We start from the raw sequence: 19,618 nt of genomic DNA, 5'->3' as shown, positions 1-19,618 counted from the left end.
ATTTTTAAAGCGCTTTCAATACTTTGTGGTAGAATAGATTTCAGTTTCAAAAGTATTTTATAGAACAGCAGTTTCTGAAAGTAGTTTCAGCACTGTCTTATTTTCAATTCGCTCAGTATATAAAATGATAAAAAGAGATAGCCATCTTTCAAATGGGCTATCTCTTTTCTCACTTATAATGAGCGAGATTCATTTTATTTATTACCTAGTCTAGTCCTCTTTTCGTTTCTTCCCAAATGTCAAAACAGATAAGAGACCTGCCACTAATCCTAGAGAAATAAAAGTTGTATTTTCTTTGCTTCCAGTATTTGGAAGCTCATTTTGTTTAGCCGCTGGTGCTTGATAAGTAGCACCTTGTCCAAGAGATAACTTCTTAGCTGGACGTTCGTTTGCAGCTGCTAAGACTGGTTTGGTTTCTCCCTTGTACTCTGGCACTTCATGGATTGCTGCCTCAGCTCCATTGACACCTCCTTTATACTCAGGAAGAGCATTTGAAGCTGCCAAGACAAAGTTAGCACCACCTCTATATTCCGGAACCTCATTTGAAGCTGCTAGAACTGAATTTACGCCCCCTTTGAATTCCGGTTTTTCTACTGTTGGTGCTGGCTCTTCTCCCACTGTTGCTAAGGGACCAGTGTATTCAGGAATTTCTGTTACAAGAGCTTCTACTCCATTCACTCCACCTGTAAACTCCGGTTTTTCTACTGTTGGTGCTGGTTCTTCTCCCACTGTTGCCAATGGACCTGTATATTCAGGAGCTTCTTCAGTTACTGCTCCTTCTTCACCATTAACGCCACCCGTAAATTCTGGAACTTCATTTGTCGCAGCTTCGCTTCCATTTACACCATGAGTAATCTTTGACCCCACTACTGAAACAGGCAAATTATGCATACTTTCGATAGCACCTTCTACTAATCCTGTAACTTTTTGACCAATATCCTCTGGATCTACTGTAAACAATAGAGTCTTCGTATCATACTGCGTCATAAAAGTAGCTGTTTTACCATTGGCAAGTTGTAAAGTTGGTGCTTGATTGACCAATACTTCTGAATCAAATTCCATGGCAATAATGCCTTGCCCCATATGAACTGCATGTGTAACTTTTGCTTCGGTTGGAGAAACCATATCCTTGCTTAAGAAATCCCAATTAAATTTCTTATAAGACAAGGTATATTCGTTTTGGTTGTTATCTGCATGCTCATAAAGCAATCCATATTCGCCATTCCCGAGATCTTGAATAGAATTGTAGGCAAACTTACCACTTTGAATAGGATTATGCTTAAGCCAAGTCAGATCTCCATTTTCTTCGACACGGGCTAAGTGTACCAAACCGTTGAAACGTCCTGGTCCACCTGCATTACTAAGAACAATATACTCTTTTCCATCATGCATCGTATGAATAGCAGCCAATTGAACGTAAACATCCTTGACATCCGCATAACGTTTTATATCATTTTCCCAAGTTACTCCACCATCTTTACTAGTAGCAACTTGAAGGTCCCCTGTCAAGCCACGCATGAAGAGCTTGAGATCTCCATTATTTAATTGTACAACAGAGGACTCAGTATTTTGAGCATAATAATTACTCATGGTACTTGAGTCAATCACAGTGCCATCAGTCAGCGTACGATGGTCATTCACACCACCTCCCATATGCCAAGTCTTACCATGGTCATCTGAGTAGATAATCCGAGATGATTGAGAACCGTTTAAGTGGTTGGTCTGATTAGTTGTATAAGTAGGTACAATGATTCGACCTTTATGAGGTCCGGTATGAAGAGTAATTCCTGTTCCAGGCCCAACCCCTAAGAATTTCATCCAATCAGCTTTTACCATTGGGGTAATATCCTGAGGTGCTGACCAAGTCTTACCATCATCATCACTGTAAGACATCCATAGATAAGAATCCTTAGCAACTCTAAATGGAGATGTTTTATTGCTTGTGAAATAAATATTTCCTAATAGTTGATTCCCTTGATACAAATCACCCTTATCGCTATAAGCTGGTTTAACTGGGTTTACAACAACACGATAATCGGTTGCTTTCCCATCTGGAGTATAAACTGTACCATTTTCGCGTATTGTATAGGAACCTTCTTCGCCTTCTTTATAGAGAATTTGATAAGTTTTGCCATCGATTTGTTTATAGGCTTCTTCTCTTTGAGCAGCCATTCCAAAGATTCCTTTCCCTTCTGGGAACATATCATAGATAGAAAAAATTCGTTTTGTTGCAGGATCTTGAACCAAAGCCATATCGATGTTCACTGGTGAACCGATTGATGGATCAGAGGCTTTTGGATTGTCTCGTAAATTTGTAATCGTTACTCGGTCGCTCCATGTCTTCCCCTTATCCTCACTTCGTCTAACGACCATGCCGATATCACCCCAGTCACTTGAATGAAGACGGCGTTCATCTGCACCAGCAATCAGAGTGCCTTTATCTGTCTTAAGAAGAGCAGGAATACGATAACTCTTGATGCCATCTTTATTTGGTTGGTTATGCATACCACTTTCAAAGACATCTTGTTTTTCAGTAACTTTAGCTCCCTCAGGTAGCTTTTGCTCTAAATCAGATCTTTCAAATAATTGGCTACGTTTTTGAACTTCATCAGGAGTCAGTACTCGGTCATAGACACTTAAATTACGAACCTGTAGATTTGCTCCCCAAACTGAATTTCCTGCCCGATTTGTTGCACCAATTTGAGCATGTGTAATATCTGGCATATCCTTGATAAATTTACCAGACTTCAAGCTAGTACGCGATAAAACACCGTTCACATAAAGTCTAACTTTTCCTTCTGGATTGTCTGCATTCGGTCTTTCTACAGTAAAGGTAACCGAATTCCACTGCCCAGGCTTAATTTTCAATGGAGCATCCGTATATTTATCATAAAATTGTGCTCCATTAGCATCACGCCCCTCGATTAAGGCTGTATTATTGAGAACAGCCATTGTGAAGTACTCATCTTTTTTCTTATCACTAGACACTGAGAATAGATTATAGAATGATGGAGCTTTTGCATCTGGCTTGAATTCCATATGAATGGTCGCATTTTGAAGTTTCTTCAATGTATTTAATTCACTGGCTAAGTCTACACGCTGACCATTTTTCGAATTTGTTTCAACATCTTCTTTTTCCACTACTGGAGTTGCATTTGCGATGTCTCTAGCATAATAATCTCGAGGAATCACACCCTCATCTTCTTTATCTTGCTCCTTGTAATTAGTTCCTGCCGATGCAGAATCTGCTTCTGGTTTATCCGCAGGAGCTGGTGTATTGTCAGCTGCAGGTGTATTTGTTGGAGTGGTTGTCTCTGCTTCAGTAGTCTCATTTTTCTTCAACTTATCCTGATCAACTTCCACACCATTGTCTTTTGCTGTTGCCAATTTTCCAGCTAATTCACTATCTAAATGAGCAAGATTTCCTGAAGAAGCTTCTTTTGGTAATTCTGATAAACCTTGATTATTATTTTCAGCAGCAGTTACAGTTGAGTTTCCTTGTTCATTTGCCAATACAGGGTTTACTCCAAACACCACTGCACCAATGGTTACAGATGCTACACCTACTGCAAATTTACGAATACCATATCTTTGTTTTCTGTCAAAATTCTTCTGATTCATCTTTCTACCTTTCCATTTTTAAAAAATAAAGCGCTTTCTTTTTGTTTTAAAATTTTTACTCCCCATCAAAGGAAAACATAAGAAAGTAATTAATAAACGAGAGTCCCTATCCTTCTCTCTTTCAAAATTTAGCTAGCTGCAATCCAAACAGTAGCTCTTTCACTCCTTTCCTAGAGACTTTTTCTTTATTATACAATAAAGTCATAGGTTTATCTCGAGCTTGTCATAGAATAGATTTTACTTTCAGCAATATTTTAATATTTTAATATTTTTAAAAGTACTTTCAACATTTATAATAAAAAAGAGAGCTACTGGGCCCTCTCATCCATCATTTTACATACTTAAAAGGAATCTCACTACCACATAGCCAGTTGTAGACTTGGTCATTGACAAATACATTCATGGCTTCGTGAGCGTACTCAGGCATGATACGATAGGCCTTATCGCAGGTCAGATGGTTGTAAATCGCAAACTGGGTAATAGGATAGCAAACATCGTCATCCAATCCCGTAATCATCTTGACCTCACCCTTGATACGATGGGCAAGATTTTTCACATCGATATAGGCAAGGGTCGCCATGATTTCCTCCTCAGTTTCATGGAAGGGATCGTGAAACTTGAAATATCGGAAAAGTTCGTCATAAGCTTCACTGGTATTGCCAATCTCAAGCACTCGTCTAAAATCTGACAAGAAGGGATAGATGGCAACTGTTTTCTGAATCCGTGGATTGAGCGCTGCCGCAACCAAGGCTAGAGCACCACCTTGAGAGGCACCATAGCTAGAAAGTCTTTCCTCATCTACCTGAGGCATACTAGCAATAATTTCAATCAATTGGTAAATATCTAGATAAACATCCTTGTAAAAGAGATGTTCCCGGCCTTCAACTGCACCACGAATAATATGTCCCTTTACTGTATTCCCTAAAGGTGAACGTAAACCGTCTTGAGAATAACCTGATTGACCTCGGACATCCATAGAAACAACACCATAGCCAGCTACAGTAAATGCTAACATATCAGTCCAGTCCCAGCCACGTCCCATATAACCATGGAAATGGAAGATTATCGGAACCTTCTCGTCACTCTTTGGAAGAACGACGCGTGCATAGACCTTGCCTTCATTTGTTCCTTCAAATGTTAACTCATAGCACTTGACTTGAGGAATGTGGAAATCTCTCTCCTCCAACTGGTAGGCTGGAAGAGTGGAGACTTTTTTCACTTCCTCATCCCAGAAAATATCAAAGTCTTCTGGCACCTCACCCCTGCCTTTATAGGTCTTAATTTCTTCTAGCAAAGCTGGATTTTTCATAATAATCTCCTTATAAATTTGTAATCGCTATCACAACTGTAGCATATCTAAGAAAGCAATGCAAGAAAGAAGGGTAATACTCTTCGAAAATCAAATTCAAACCACGTCAACGTCGCCTTGTCGTACTCAAGTACAGCCTGCGGCAAGTTTCCTAGTTTGCTCTTTGATTTTCATTGAGTATAAATAGATAGAGATTCTTGATTCTCTTCCCTCAAACCTATCGACTGAAAGTAGTTTTAGAAAAGAAAAAGAGCATTTCCGCCCTTTTTCTCCTGTTCAATCTTAGTTTGTTGCTTCTTTCTTTTGGAAAGTGGTTTGGTAATTTACTTTAATCGTTACTGTCATGTGAGAGTCCTCGTTTCTTTTTGATGACTCTAGTATAAGGGCCAAACCTGAAAGCTAGCTTAATACTCTTCGAAAATCAAATTCAAACCACGTCAGCGTCGCCTTACCGTACTCAAGTACAGCTTTCGGCTAGCTTCCTAGTTTGCTCTTTGATTTTCATTGAGTATAAGATTTCCTTAGAGAAAGCTTAATCCAGATGTTCTTTCTTTTCCAGATGAAGAGCAATCATGCGCCATTCTGGATCCTCTTGCCAAGCTTCTATCGAACTAATGTAACTAGCAACTTTTCTGGCTTCTTCTAAAATTGGAAAATCTTCGATAATATCAGCCACTTGAAACTCTGGGAGTCCTGACTGTCTGGTTCCAAAAATCTCACCTGAACCACGCATTTTCAAATCTTCCTCTGCAAGGACAAATCCATTGGTAGTTTCTGTCATGATGCGCATGCGGTCTTTCCCAGAATCAGTCTTGGGATTGGCAACGAGAACAGCATATGACTGCTTATCTCCCCGACCAACACGACCTCTGAGCTGGTGAAGCTGGCTGAGACCGAAGCGATCGGCATCCATGATAATCATGACGGTCGCATTGGGAACATTGACTCCGACCTCGATAACCGTTGTCGAAACCAAAATATCAGTCTTTCTCTCTTTGAACTCCTGCATAATCTGGTCTTTTTCGTCACTCTTCATCTTACCATGTAGCAGAGCAACCTCAGCCTTGCCAGCAAAATGAGCTGTCAGCTCCTCAGACAATGCAATGGCATTTTTCAAATCCAGAGCTTCTGATTCTTCAATCAAAGGAGAGATGACATAGGCTTGTGAACCTTTTTGGATTTCCCCCTCTAACCAAGTCAAGACCTGAGGCAGTTGCTCATGCTTAATCCAACGTGTCACAATGGGTTTCCGACCCGCAGGCATCTGGTCAATAATGGAAACATCCATATCTCCAAAGGCTGTGATAGCTAAGGTTCGTGGTATGGGAGTCGCCGTCATCATGAGGACATCTGGGTTGTCGCCTTTTTCTCTCAGAACACGCCTTTGCCCTACACCAAAGCGGTGCTGCTCATCGATGATAATCAAGCCCAGACGAGCATAATCCACCCCATCCTGTATTAGAGCGTGAGTTCCGATAATCAAATCAGCCTCACCCTTGGCAATAGTCTCCAAGACTTCTCTCTTTTCTGCAGCTTTCAAGGAACCTGTCAAAAGAGCCAGTTTCAAGTCTGGGAAGAGACTCTGTAGACTCTCAAAATGTTGCTCTGCAAGGATTTCTGTTGGTACCATGAGGGCTGATTGGTAGCCAGCTGTCACCGCCGCAAACATGGCCAAGCCAGCAACCACCGTTTTTCCGCTCCCCACATCCCCTTGTAGGAGACGATTCATGTGGTGGTCCGACTTCATATCGGTTAAAATTTCCTGCAAACTTTTTTCTTGAGCTGGGGTCAGTGCAAAAGGCAGCCTTTCTTTTACTTCTGTCACTTTTTTCTGAGACCAGTTCAAAACCAAACCGCTTCCCTGAACTCTATTTTCAGACTTGAGCGTCTGCAACTGCATTTGGAAATAAAAAAGTTCCTCAAACTTGATACGGCGAAGGGCCTGCTTGTATTCTGCCAAATCCTTGGGGAAATGCATGGCACGAACGGCCTGACAACGGGACATGAGTTTGTATTTGTCCAGCAAAGACTGGGGAAGATTTTCCTCAATCAAGAGGTCCAATCCCTGATCAAAGGCCGTCTTAATAACCTTGACCAGACTGGCCTGACTGATTCCCTGAGCCAAGCGATAAACAGGTTGGAGGTCATCTTCCACCTGAGCTAGGACCTTCATCCCAGTCAGACTAGCCTTGGCTCGGTTCCATTTTCCAAAGACAGCAAGGGTTGCTCCCAACTCTATCTTATCTGCTAGATAGGGCTGGTTAAAGAAATTCACCGCAAAAACGACTTCTCCCTGCTTGAGGCTAAAGCGCAGACGATTGCGCTTGAATCCATAATACTGGACACTGGCAGGAGTCACGACTTGACCAGATAGGACTGCCTTCTCCCCGTCCTCTAGTTCCAATACTTGCTTGGTTTTGAAGTCTTCATAACGGAAAGGAAAGTAGAGCAAGAGGTCTTGCAAGTTTTCAATTCCTAGTTTGGCGTATTTTTCTGCTGACTTTGGTCCCACACCAGGTAAGACATGCAAGGGTTGATGTAGATTCATGCTCCACTCCTTTCTTTTTAATAATATTCTCTCGGAATGCGGTCGCTGAGAAGACAAACCACTTCATAGTTAATGGTTCCACGGTAGGTCGCTACCTGAGTAGCTGTGATCTCCTTGCCCCCATTAGAACCAATGAGGGTGACTTTGGTTCCTAAAGGATAAAGCTTAGGCAGACGAATAGTGATTTGGTCCATAGAAACTCGTCCAACAATTGGGCAAGCTTGCCCATCTACCAAGACCGTGAAATTCTGCATATCTCGTGTCCAACCATCCGCATAGCCGATTGGCACCGTCGCTATGACTTGCTCGCTATCTGCCTGATAGGTCGCTCCATAGCCCATGCAAGCTCCAGCTGAAACTGTCTTGACATGAACCAGAGCAGATTCCAAGGTCAAGGCTGGTTTCAAGTCATAAGGCAAGTCCAAAACCTCTCCGCTAGGATTCAGACCATACATGGCATCTCCCATACGAACCGCATTGAAAATAGTCTCTGCATGCCAAAGGGTCGTTGCCGAATTACTAGCATGAACCAGCTCTGGAGCTTCCTTCATACTGGCCAAAATAGTTTTAAACCGTTCTAACTGCTCATTAAAGTAGTCATCTGATTCCTCGTCTGCAGTAGCAAAGTGGGTAAAAATCCCTTCAACACTAGCACCGTGTTGTTGGAGTAAGTCTTGAGCCTGCTCAGCCTCACTTGCTTCTCTAAAACCAATCCGTCCCATTCCTGAATCAATCTTGAGGTGGACTGTCAAACCAGCTAAATCAGCTTCCTTAACTAAGAGTGCTTGAATCCACTCCAGTCCAGCCACAGTCAAGGTGATATCGTATTCTTTAGCAAGAGAAACAGCTTCTAGATCAGAAACTCCTAAAATAAGGATTCGTTTGCCGAGTCCAGCATGTCTGAGTTCAATAGCCTCATCAATATTGGAAACACAAAAACCATCTACATCATCTTGAATAGCCGTCGCAATGGCAACAGCTCCATGACCATAGGCATTGGCCTTGACCACAGCCCACTTGAACGTTCCTTGAGGGATATGAGCCCCCATTTGCTGAATATTTTGTCGAATAGCTCCCAGATGAATCAGAGCCTTGGTTGGTCTATGTGGACTAGCTTTCATGATTTTCCTCCAAAATGACACTGGCTGTCACAAACTGATCTGTGTGGCTGATAGACAGCCAAATCTTTCCTGAAAATGGTGACCGACTAAAATAAGGCGCCCCGCGTTCATTGTTCAAGACTTCCAAATCATGAAAACTGAGCTTGCCAATACCAGTTCCCATAGCCTTGGAAAAGGCCTCTTTAGCCGACCAGCGACCTGCCAAATATTCGATTTGTCTGCGCCCTTTAAGACTGTTAAACCGTTCCATTTCCTTAGCGGTCAGCACGCGCTTAGCAAATCCTTCATGTCGTGTAACTGCGCTTTCTATCGAAGCCAATTCTTCGATGTCAATTCCGTGTCCAACTATCATTCTCATCAAAAGGAGTTGAGATCCCCCAACTCCATCCTTTTCACTTAATTTGTCAAGGTAGCGTAAATCTCTTCTACCAAGGCCTCTGTATTTTCCCAACCTAGGCAAGGATCCGTAATAGAGCAACCAAAGACCTCTGGTTGGTTTTGACGACCATCTGCTAGGTAAGATTCAATCATAAAGCCTCGAACTATCTTTTTAATCTTCTCATTCCAATCACGATTTTGCAAGGTCTGGCGAACAATTCGAATCTGCTCCATATATTGCTTGCCTGAGTTATCATGGTTGGTATCAATGAGGATAAAGGGATTTTCAAGTCCCATGGATTCATAGCGCTCAATAGCATTTAGCAGGGTTTCATAGTAAAAGTTAGGCTCATTTTTCCCATATTCATTAACTGCACCACGAAGGATGACGTGGGCCAAGGGATTTCCTGAAGTCTCCACTTCTTGACCATGAAAGAGGAAGGTCTGTTTATTTTGAGCAGCATAGATGCCATTAAACATAACACCCAAATTTCCAGAGGTTGGATTTTTCATCCCCACCGGTGCATCAATCCCTGAGGCTACAAAGCGGTGCTCTTGGTCTTCCACAGAACGAGCTCCTACAGCATGGTAGCTGACCAAATCATCTACCAAGACCAGATTTGACGGATAAAGCATCTCATCTGCCGTTGTCAAACCAGTCTCTGTAATCACGCGGTAGTGCAACTGACGAACAGCCTGCAAACCGTTAATCAGGCTTGGAGCCTTAGAGGTATCTGGTTGGTGAACCAAACCTTTATAGCCATCTCCGTTGGTGCGAGGTTTAGCTGTATAAACACGCATGACCATGAAAATCTTGTCCGCCACCTTCTTTTGCAAGGCTGATAAACGGCGAGCATATTCCAAGACAGCCTCTTCATTGTCAGAAGAGCAAGGACCAATCACCAAAAGAATTCTGTCATCTTCTCCTGAAATAATGTCTGCCAATTCTCTATCACGACGCTCCTTTAGTCGCAAGGCTTCCGCAGACAATTGAGTTTCTGCCTTAATTGCTTCAATATCGATTTCTTGACCTTTTTCAATAAATGCCATCTTATTCTCCTAGCGTTTGGTAGATTTCTCTGACAAGGGCTTCCGTATTTTCCCAGCCAAGACAAGGGTCCGTGATAGACTTGCCAAATACTTCTGGTTCGTTTTGACGGCCGTCTTCTAGATAAGACTCAATCATAAAGCCACGAACGTACTGCTTGATTTTTTCATTCCAATCACGATTGATTAAGGTCTGGCGGACAATTCGAATCTGGTCCATATATTGCTTGCCAGAGTTGTCATGATTGGTGTCCACAATGATAAAGGGATTTTCCAAGCCCATTTTCTCATATTGGGCAATGGTATCCATCAAATTATCATAGTAGTAGTTGGGAATATTCTTACCATACTCATTGGTCGCTCCACGAAGAATGGCATGGGAAAGCGAGTTCCCAGTTGTTTCCACTTCTTTCCCTAGGAAAAGAAAACTTTGTTTGTTTTGAGCAGCATAAATCCCATTAAACATGACATTGAGATTTCCAGAGGTCGGATTTTTAAAACCAGTCGCAAAATCTGCTCCACTGGCCACAAAGCGGTGTTGCTGGTCTTCAACTGAACGAGCACCAACCGCCATGTAAGAAATCAAATCATCCACAAGCGGAAGATTTTCAGGATAAAGCATTTCATCAGCTGTCGTCATACCTGTTTCAGTGATGACACGATAATGAAGATGTCGAACGGCTTTGATTCCGTTGATGAGACTAGGCGCTTCTGCCGTGTTAGGCTGGTGAATCAATCCCTTGTAACCATCTCCGTTGGTACGGGGTTTGGCAGTGTAAACACGCATAACCATAAAGATACGGTCTGCTACTTCTTCTTGTAGGACTGACAAACGCCTAGCGTATTCAAGAACAGCTTCTTCATTGTCAGATGAGCATGGCCCGATTACCAATAGAATCCGCTGGTCTTCTCCACGTATAATGGCTTCTAGCTCTTGATCGCGCTGAGATTTTCTCTCCAAAGCTTGACCTTCCAATTTTGATAAGGCACGAACTTCTTCAATATTAATTTTAGGACTTTTTGCTGTAAATACCATAACTCATCTCCTTATAAAGCAAACGGATACCAAGTAAAAATTTACTTTTCACAAGGTATCCGCCTCTAAACTATCTCATTTTATTGTCTTTTACCGTGACAGTTTTTAAACTTCTTACCAGAACCACATGGGCAAAGTTCATTGCGTCCAATCTGGCTCAAATCCAGATTTTCAGGCATATTTGCTTGGTGGGCAGCGATATTACGAGTCGCTGTTGTACTGATATGGTGTTCTGCTTGTGGTCTTTCTTGTTCATGAATTTGTGCTTTCATCATCAAGCGTGTCACATCAAACTCAATCGAACCAATCATGTCATTAAACATACGGAAGCCTTCTGCCTGATACTCAACAACAGGGTTGTTCTGAGCATAGCCACGAAGTCCAACCGCATTACGCAATTGATCGAGGGCATCGATATGATCTGTCCACTTGTTATCCACCACTCGTAGAATCAAGACTTTTTGGAATTCTTTAACTGCTTCTTCATCGCGTAGTTTTGAAACCTGACTATCGTAAACCTTCAAGGCACGTTGGAAAAGCTCTTCCTTGATGGCCTTATCAGACAAGCCTGACAAGTCTTCCATCGTAATAGAATCTTCTGGAAGCAAGTTGTACTTAGCAAAGTTCAAAATTGCTTCTAGTTTTTCATCTTGTTTGGCACGCGCATGACCATCAACGACACGACCAATCGTGCGTTTGATCATAGCCTGAATTTCAGGTGCCAAGTCACGGTCTGCAGTGATAACATCGTAACGTTGAGCGTAGATAATCTCACGTTGTTCACGCATGACGTCATCGTATTGAAGGACTTGTTTACGGGTATCGTAGTTATTTCCTTCGACACGTTTTTGCGCTGCTTCAACCTGACGTGTCAACATACGAGACTCAATGGCTTCATCAGACATATTGAGACGTTCGAAGACACCTTTCAGACGCTCAGAACCAAAACGTTTCATCAAATCATCTTCAAGAGATAGGTAGAATTGTGACTCACCTGGATCTCCTTGACGACCTGAACGTCCACGAAGCTGGTTATCGATACGACGGCTTTCATGGCGTTCTGTACCAATCACACAAAGTCCACCCAATTCGCGAACCCCTTCACCAAGCTTGATGTCAGTACCACGACCGGCCATGTTGGTTGCGATGGTAACAGCACCACGTTGACCAGCATTCATGATGATTTGGGCTTCTTTATAGTGGTTTTTGGCATTCAAGACTTCGTGAGGAACGCCAGCTGCAACCAATTTCTTAGAAATATAGTCACTAGTTTCAACCGCTACTGTACCAACCAAGACAGGTTGACCCTTTTGGTAACGAGCCTTAACGTCTTCGACAACTGCTTTAAACTTAGCTTCAATGCTAGCAAAAAGTAGGTCTGGATGGTCAATACGTTGAACAGGACGGTTTGTTGGGATTGGAATAACACGAATGTTGTAGATTTCACGGAATTCTTCTTCCTCAGTCTTACCTGTACCCGTCATACCAGACAATTTCTTGTACATACGGAAAAGGTTTTGGTAAGTGATTGAGGCAGATGTCTTAGTTTCATCCTGGATCGGCACACCTTCTTTAGCTTCAATAGCTTGGTGCAATCCATCAGAATAACGACGACCTTCCATGGTACGACCTGTAAATTGGTCGACAATCAAGATTTCTTGCTCTTCGCTCACCACATAGTCAATATCGAGAAGCATGATGTAGTTGGCACGAAGGGCGTTATCGATAAAGTGAGTCAGAGCTACGTTTTCAATGTCATAGAGATTTTCAAGTTTGAAGTAGCTTTCCGCCTTGTCAATCCCTGAATCAGACAAACCAATAGTCTTAGACTGCACATCGATGATATAGTCGTCTTTGTCCAAAGATTTTACATAGTGGTCTGCCATGTGATACAACTGACTGGTTTCAACAGCGTTAGCACCTGATACGATCAAAGGTGTACGGGCCTCGTCAATCAAGATTGAGTCAACCTCATCGACCAAGGCATAGTTGAGCGGACGTTGTACCATGTTTTCAGCGCGAACGACCATGTTATCACGAAGGTAGTCAAATCCGATTTCTGAGTTGGTTGAGTAGGTAATATCACACTCATAGGCTTCTTTTTTCTCCATTGGAGATTTGGCAGCCAAGTTAATCCCTACTGACAAACCAAGCCATGAGTACAATTCACCCATTTCAGTCGCGTCACGTTCTGATAGGTATTCATTGACCGTAACTACATGAACCCCTTTGCCTGAAAGGGCATTGAGGTATACGGGCATGGTCGCAGTCAAGGTTTTCCCTTCCCCTGTACGCATCTCTGGCACGTCACCATGGTGAAGAACGATTCCACCCATGACCTGAACCTTATAAGGGAAGAGACCTAGGACACGTTTAGCACCTTCACGGACAACCGCAAATGCTTCATAAAGCAATGAATCCAGTGATTCTCCATTTTGATAACGTTCTTTAAATTCAACTGTTTTTGCTTTTAGTTGGTCATCTGTCAAAGCAGCCATTTGGTCTTCGTATTTGAAAACCTTGTCAGCCATCTTTTCCAGACGACGGATTTCTCCTTTATCATTTTCGATAATTGTTTTTAAAATATTAGCCATGTTTTTCCTTACTTTAAATTCCGAATATTTTAGAATGTTCTTTTAATTTTAGCACAATTACTGATTATTTTCAAGGAAGAATCCCTATTTTGAAAAGGAAAAAGAGGCTAGTTTCCAAGCTAACCTCTCTGACTTTTATGATACTTTAATTGCCAAAAATTGGCAAAAGAGCAAATAAGATAAATAGATTAATCCAAAGAGAAAGACAGCAGATAAGTCCAAAAACAAAGAGACTGACTCTCTTGGACAGCAAGGCCATCAAAATGGACAGAATTCCAAAAACTAGCAAGATTTTCTGCATAACGAAGATGTCAATCGTTATCCCCAGAATCGGACTGCCCCAAGGAAGAAAGAAGAAAGCAATCCAGATCAACAGAACTAACCCAATATAAATCTTGGAATAGCGTGTAATAAATGATTTTAGATGTGCCATAAGCTACCTCCTATCAACAAAAACCATATAAATCAATGCCTTCCACATTTAGACTTCCCTAGTTCCCGTCTCAAGCGAAACATTTTTTTGAAACAGGAATAAGTTAACCAATTCAGACCAATAGCTACCAGAATAAAAAGAAACCAAATGACCCAAAACTTGATATCTGTCACATTTCTCAAGACGATATTGAAAAACAGAACTGAAACAACTGTCCAAGCAAGGCTAAAAAGAGAATAGAGGGGGATGTAAACCCAGTAAAAATAGTAAAAAATCGGGAAAAATTTACTATTTCTGTTGGCCTTTTCAATCCAGTTATCAAAATAAAAGTACGGTGCTAAAAGTAAGAATTTAAACAAATGTTCCATCAGCGGCACCTCTTTTGATAGCGTTTTCTTCAACTTCATTCTATCAAAAAAATCTGGAAATGTCATTCCAGATTCTACTTTTTTATTTACGTTTTCTTGCGATGAGATGAATCGGAGTTCCCTCAAAGACAAAGGCCTTGCGGATTTGATTTTCCAAGAAACGCAGGTAAGAAAAGTGCATGAGTTCTTCTTCGTTTACAAAGATAACAAAGGTTGGTGGTTTGGTTGCCACTTGAGTCGCATAGAAAATCTTGAGACGTTTTCCTTTGTCTGTCGGTGTTGGGTTAATCGCAATAGCATCCATGATAACATCGTTCAAGACAGCTGATGGGATACGTGTGTTTTGACTTTCACTGATTTGCTTAATCATCTCAGGAAGTTTGTGGAGACGTTGCTTGGTCAAAGCGGATACAAAGATAATCGGTGCGTAAGGCAGGTATTGGAACTGCTCACGAATATCTTCTTCCCAGTTTTTCATAGTGTGGTTGTCTTTTTCAAGTGTATCCCATTTGTTGACCACGATAATCATTCCTTTACCAGCTTCATGGGCAAATCCTGCGATACGCTTATCGTATTCACGAATACCCTCTTCCGCATTGATGACCATCAAGACCACATCTGACCGGTCAATAGCACGCATGGCACGCATGACAGAATATTTCTCGGTATTTTCATAAACCTTACCAGACTTACGCATACCAGCCGTATCAATCATGGTAAACTCTTGACCATCTGTATCTGTAAAGTGGGTATCAATGGCGTCACGCGTTGTTCCAGCAACTGGACTGGCAATAACACGATCTTCTCCCAAGATAGCATTGATCAAGCTTGATTTTCCGACGTTAGGACGACCAATCAAGCTAAACTTAATGACATCTGGATTTTCTTCTTCATATTCGTTTGGAAGATTTTCTACGATGGCATCTAGCACATCCCCTGTACCGATACCATGGACAGATGAGATAGGCAGTGGTTCACCCAAACCGAGGGCATAGAAATCATAGATATCATTTCTCATTTCAGGGTTGTCCACCTTGTTAACTGCGAGGATAACTGGTTTGTGGGTCTTATAAAGCTTACGGGCTACGTATTCGTCTGCATCAGTAATTCCTTCCTTACCAGACACGACAAAGACGATAACATCGGCTTCTTCCATGGCAATTTCTGCCTGGTGCTTGATTTGTTCCATGAAAGGAGCATCGACATCATCGATTCCTCCTGTATCAATCATGCTAAACGAACGATTAAGCCACTCACCCGTTGCATAGATACGGTCACGTGTCACTCCTTCGACATCTTCTACAATGGAGATTCGCTCACCAGCGATCCGATTAAATAGGGTTGATTTCCCAACATTGGGACGTCCTACAATGGCAATAGTTGGTAGGGCCATAATTTCTCACTTTCTACAATAACTTCTTCTGTTCAAGATTTTTTCTAGTTGAGCTTGGTTCTGCTTGACCAAACTGTTCTGCTAGACGCTGACTCCAGCTTGTGGTCGCACGCGCCCCAGCATAGTCAGCCTGTACACGGTCATAAGCTTCGATTGCATTAGTTGACTGTTCTCGGTATTCTTCCTCAAAGACAACATTCTCTAATGGCAGTCTTGGTTTCACATCATGATGTTGATTTGGCACACCTAGCGCCATCCCAAAGACAGGATAGGTGTAGTCAGGCAAGTTAAAAAGCTCTGCCACTTCTTCTGACTTGTATCGGACTAAACCGATAATGACACCACCATAGCCCAAGCTTTCAGCTGCCAGCAGGGCATTTTGACCAGCAAGAGCCGCATCGACTGAACTAATCAAGAGACCTTCCACACCTTGGGGTTGGAATGAGTCTGTATGAAGTCGGGCTCCCTTTTCCGCTCGGTTCAAATCTCCGACAAAGAGAAGGAAAACAGCTGACTGGCGAATGGCTTCTTGAGGCACCAATTCATATAAAGTCTCTTTCTTTTCTTGACTTCGTACCACAATCACAGAGTAGGATTGGAAATTCTTCCAAGACGAGGCCATTTGGGCTGCTGTCAGGATTTCAGTCAAGTCTTCCTGAGGAAGGGCTTGCTCTTTAAATCTTCGAACAGACTTATGAGCTTTCATCAGTTTAATCGTTTCTGTCATCGACGGTTTACTCCTTCTAAACGAGTCTCCTCAGCCAAATAACGGATGCGTTCCATGACGCGTCTGGCTTCCCAGGTTTCGTCATTTCCATGTTTCCCTTTAGCGAAATGCTGCTCCAATTCTTCAAAGTTGAAGTTGGATGTGAAAAAGGTCGGTAAATTTTCCTGCATCCGATATTGGAGAATGACTTGTAGGATTTCATCCCGCACCCAAGCTGTTGATTGCTCGGCACCAATATCATCTAAAATCAGGACTTCAGACAGTTTAATCTCATCTACCAAGGTCTTCACATTGCCATCACCGATAGCATTTTTGACATCGATGACAAAGCTAGGATAGTGGAGGAGAGTTGATGAAACACCACGTTTTTCTGATAAATCATGGGCTAGGGCAGCCACCATGAAACTTTTACCCACACCAAAGTCTCCATACAAGTAAAGACCTTTTCGAATAGTTGGATATTGCTCCACGAAGGCTAATAGCTTTTCAAAAACTGGTAAGCGCCCCAAATCATCCAAATCTACTTGAGCCAAACTAGCTTTCTTAAAACTGGCTGGCAGATTGATTAACTTGAGACGGTTCTTAATAGCCGCTTCTTTTTCAGCCGCGATTAGTTCAGGAGTTTCTTCATAAGAAACATCCGCATAGCCATGATTCATAACCAAAATAGGCTTGTAGCCTTTGGCAATATAATCCGTATCCCCACGGAGAAACTTGTCACGCTCTGTAATATACTGATTAAACTTGGAGATACTGCGATTCAATTCCTCTGGAGTAAGGGATTTTTGCTGGATAAAGGCCGCAACATCAGGGTCCTTCATGATTTTCTGGACCAAATCTTGATAATGAAGACGGCTAGGTTGACGTTTGAGTACGTCTCCGACACTTTCCATCTAATCTCCTCCTTTTTCTAATCGAGCTAATAGTTCTTGTTTCTTACGTTCTAGTTCCAGACGAGTTTCCTCGCTGGTTTCATTCTTATAATCTGGATTGCTCCACTTGGGTACATTGGACTTGGTAGGATTGGGTTTACTGCTTTTTTGAGCCTGATTCTTTTGCCCACGCTCACGGATGCGTAAGACTGCCTCTTCTGCCGAATGAATCTTTTGATAGGCATAGTCATTGGCCACCTTCATGGCATATTTCTCATTGATGTTTGCCGAATCCACCTTATTAAAGGTCAATAAGAGAATGATATTAATAACTTCGTCCAGCAAGCCCAAGCCAGCCATCTGTTGCAAGAGTTCTCTTTCTGTTTGGGTAATGGTTCCCTTGCGTGTTTGCTTGATTTCTGCCAAGAACTGCAGGGCAGTTTTACTTTTGGCTTCTTTGATAATGGTCGTTTCCTTAGGACTAAAGTCAGAGGAAACAGGTTTTTGAGCGATTTTTTCCCGCATTCGTTTGGTTGAAATAACCTGGGAAACAGCTGTTGACTTGGCCAATTGATAGGTCTCAAACCAAGTCCATTTCTTCTCCTCGGCGATGGCAAAGAGGTTTAAGACATCGGACTGCTCATCCGCAAAGCGAAGCCCATCTCGAGCCATCAGCTGACGAAAATGGTCCAAGTCAAAATCGTTGGCCACTTTCTTCTTGAGATCAAGGTCTTCTTGACTTCCCAGTTCTGCCAAGTCTGGAAAGACTTGATTGAGTGAGACAGGTATTTCTTCTCCCTCAGCACTCTCAACTTTCAAATCCTCCACAGCTGCATCACCAATCTTTTTCTCTAAAAGTCTACGATAAACAGGATGCTCCAAGAAATCTTGACTTGAAAGAGGAGCATGGAGGGCTAACTGATAAACATCCCCCTTTTGATAGAGGGTTAAAAGATTAAAAGCAGATAGGATTTTCAAGGATTTTATCAATCTATCCATTCCAAAGTTAAGATGGTTGAGAATGCCTGAAAAAAGATATTCCTTTATACCATTATCCCAAAAACTAATGGTATAAAGATAAAGGCTCAGCGCCTCCTGACCGATAATCGGGAGGTAGCACTGTACCAGAGATGAGGTATCTTGCGACACCCGATTATTCTTTAGATAAGAAAAACGGTCAATTGGCTTCATTTATCTTTCCTTTTTCTTTTTAGAGGACTGGGTGATTTGTTGGAGCAGGCTCTCTAGCTCACTCACATCCTTAAAACTACGATAGACACTGGCAAAACGTACATAGGTAATCTCATCTAACTCAGCCAACTCCTCCATGACGAGTGAACCAATGTCCTCACTTTGAATTTCATTTTCATTTCGACCACGGAGTTTCTGTTCGATACGATTGACTACCATGTTGATTTCATCACTTGACACAGGACGTTTCTGGGCTGAACGGATAATTCCATTAAAGATTTTATCTCTGGAGAATTGTTCCCGTGTGCCATCTTTTTTAACAACCACTAAGGTTCTTTCTTCTACTCGTTCGTAGGTTGTAAAACGGTGCTGGCATTCGTCGCACTCACGTCTTCTACGAATAGTGTTCCCTTCTTCTGCTTGGCGACTATCGATAACACTTGACTTGGTAGCCCCACATTTTGGACAACGCATCCTTTCCCTCCTTATCGTTTTCTTTTCATTATACCATTTTTTAAACGATTCCCAAAACAATTCTTCTTTTTGCTTGACAAGTTTTTTGTTTTGTTGTATTATTTAATTAAGACAAAGAGATAAAAGAAAGGAGACCAAGATGTCCTGGACATTTGACAACAAAAAACCCATCTATTTACAGATTATGGAGAAAATCAAGCTTCAAATTGTTTCCCATACACTGGAACCCAATCAACAACTTCCAACTGTGCGAGAGCTGGCTAGCGAGGCGGGTGTCAATCCAAACACCATCCAAAGAGCCTTGTCAGACCTCGAACGAGAAGGATTTGTCTACAGCAAGCGCACAACTGGACGATTTGTGACTGAAGATAAAGAGCTGATCGCCCAATCGCGCAAACAATTATCAGAAGAAGAATTGGAACACTTCGTTTCCTCCATGACCCATTTTGGCTATGAAAAAGAAGAACTACCAGGCGTAGTTGGCGATTATATTAAAGGAGTTTAAG

16 protein-coding genes are annotated in these 19,618 nt (G+C 42.1%); 1 reads left to right on the top strand and 15 read right to left on the bottom strand.

What is annotated here, in order from left to right:
* Positions 1 to 210 precede the first annotated feature (210 nt).
* The 15 genes from O3616_RS04235 to nrdR all read right to left on the bottom strand — a co-directional run bounded on the left by O3616_RS04235 (position 211) and on the right by nrdR (position 19,112).
* Positions 211 to 3,621 (bottom strand): SIALI-17 repeat-containing surface protein, encoded by a 3,411-nt coding sequence (locus tag O3616_RS04235; protein WP_371638179.1) that lies wholly within the window; start codon positions 3,619 to 3,621, stop codon positions 211 to 213.
* Positions 3,622 to 3,949: 328 nt separating this feature from the next.
* Positions 3,950 to 4,930: an acetylxylan esterase gene (locus O3616_RS04230; RefSeq protein WP_371638178.1), complete on the bottom strand. Its 981-nt coding sequence runs from the start codon at positions 4,928 to 4,930 to the stop codon at positions 3,950 to 3,952.
* 532 nt (positions 4,931 to 5,462) lie between these two features.
* A complete protein-coding gene (gene recG, locus O3616_RS04225; RefSeq protein WP_371638241.1) occupies positions 5,463 to 7,505 on the bottom strand; it encodes an ATP-dependent DNA helicase RecG in 2,043 nt (680 codons plus the stop codon).
* Positions 7,496 to 8,599, bottom strand: coding sequence for an alanine racemase (alr, locus tag O3616_RS04220; protein WP_371638177.1), 1,104 nt, complete (start codon positions 8,597 to 8,599; stop codon positions 7,496 to 7,498). The genes recG and alr overlap by 10 nt, the downstream gene beginning before the upstream one ends.
* Positions 8,589 to 8,951, bottom strand: a complete 363-nt coding sequence (acpS, locus tag O3616_RS04215) for a holo-ACP synthase (RefSeq protein WP_371638176.1) — start codon at positions 8,949 to 8,951, stop codon at positions 8,589 to 8,591. The genes alr and acpS overlap by 11 nt, the downstream gene beginning before the upstream one ends.
* A 44-nt stretch (positions 8,952 to 8,995) precedes the next feature.
* A complete protein-coding gene (locus O3616_RS04210) occupies positions 8,996 to 10,027 on the bottom strand; it encodes a 3-deoxy-7-phosphoheptulonate synthase (protein ID WP_371638175.1) in 1,032 nt (343 codons plus the stop codon).
* A 1-nt stretch (position 10,028) separates the two neighbouring features.
* Positions 10,029 to 11,060 carry a 3-deoxy-7-phosphoheptulonate synthase gene (locus tag O3616_RS04205; RefSeq protein WP_125852022.1) on the bottom strand — a complete coding sequence of 344 codons (1,032 nt, stop codon included), beginning with the start codon at positions 11,058 to 11,060 and terminating at the stop codon, positions 10,029 to 10,031.
* 80 nt (positions 11,061 to 11,140) lie between these two features.
* On the bottom strand, positions 11,141 to 13,654 hold the full coding sequence (secA, locus tag O3616_RS04200; protein ID WP_125431343.1) for a preprotein translocase subunit SecA: 2,514 nt from the start codon (positions 13,652 to 13,654) through the stop codon (positions 11,141 to 11,143).
* A gap of 145 nt (positions 13,655 to 13,799) precedes the next feature.
* Entirely contained in the window at positions 13,800 to 14,087 is a 288-nt protein-coding gene (locus tag O3616_RS04195; RefSeq protein ID WP_371638174.1) for a hypothetical protein, read from the bottom strand.
* A gap of 32 nt (positions 14,088 to 14,119) precedes the next feature.
* Positions 14,120 to 14,455: a hypothetical protein gene (locus O3616_RS04190; protein ID WP_371638240.1), complete on the bottom strand. Its 336-nt coding sequence runs from the start codon at positions 14,453 to 14,455 to the stop codon at positions 14,120 to 14,122.
* Positions 14,456 to 14,537: 82 nt separating this feature from the next.
* On the bottom strand, positions 14,538 to 15,848 hold the full coding sequence (gene der, locus O3616_RS04185; protein ID WP_001207696.1) for a ribosome biogenesis GTPase Der: 1,311 nt from the start codon (positions 15,846 to 15,848) through the stop codon (positions 14,538 to 14,540).
* Positions 15,849 to 15,861: 13 nt separating this feature from the next.
* Entirely contained in the window at positions 15,862 to 16,575 is a 714-nt protein-coding gene (locus O3616_RS04180; RefSeq protein ID WP_125447921.1) for an NADPH-dependent oxidoreductase, read from the bottom strand.
* A complete protein-coding gene (gene dnaI, locus O3616_RS04175) occupies positions 16,572 to 17,468 on the bottom strand; it encodes a primosomal protein DnaI (RefSeq protein ID WP_371638172.1) in 897 nt (298 codons plus the stop codon). Before dnaI ends, O3616_RS04180 begins: the two co-directional genes overlap by 4 nt.
* Positions 17,469 to 18,638 carry a DnaD domain protein gene (locus tag O3616_RS04170; protein WP_371638171.1) on the bottom strand — a complete coding sequence of 390 codons (1,170 nt, stop codon included), beginning with the start codon at positions 18,636 to 18,638 and terminating at the stop codon, positions 17,469 to 17,471. It lies immediately after the preceding gene.
* On the bottom strand, positions 18,639 to 19,112 hold the full coding sequence (nrdR, locus tag O3616_RS04165; protein ID WP_001203672.1) for a transcriptional regulator NrdR: 474 nt from the start codon (positions 19,110 to 19,112) through the stop codon (positions 18,639 to 18,641).
* A 139-nt stretch (positions 19,113 to 19,251) separates the two neighbouring features.
* Between nrdR and O3616_RS04160 the strand changes: the two genes are divergently transcribed.
* The gene (locus O3616_RS04160; RefSeq protein ID WP_000119149.1) at positions 19,252 to 19,617 is read left to right on the top strand and encodes a GntR family transcriptional regulator; all 366 of its coding nucleotides are present in this window, start codon (positions 19,252 to 19,254) and stop codon (positions 19,615 to 19,617) included.
* Position 19,618: the final 1 nt, after the last annotated feature.

This window comes from Streptococcus sp. 27098_8_86 (assembly GCF_041432595.1).
In the GTDB taxonomy this organism is placed as follows: Bacteria; Bacillota; Bacilli; order Lactobacillales; family Streptococcaceae; genus Streptococcus; species Streptococcus pneumoniae_F.
This window is presented reverse-complemented; position numbering and strand designations above follow the sequence as displayed.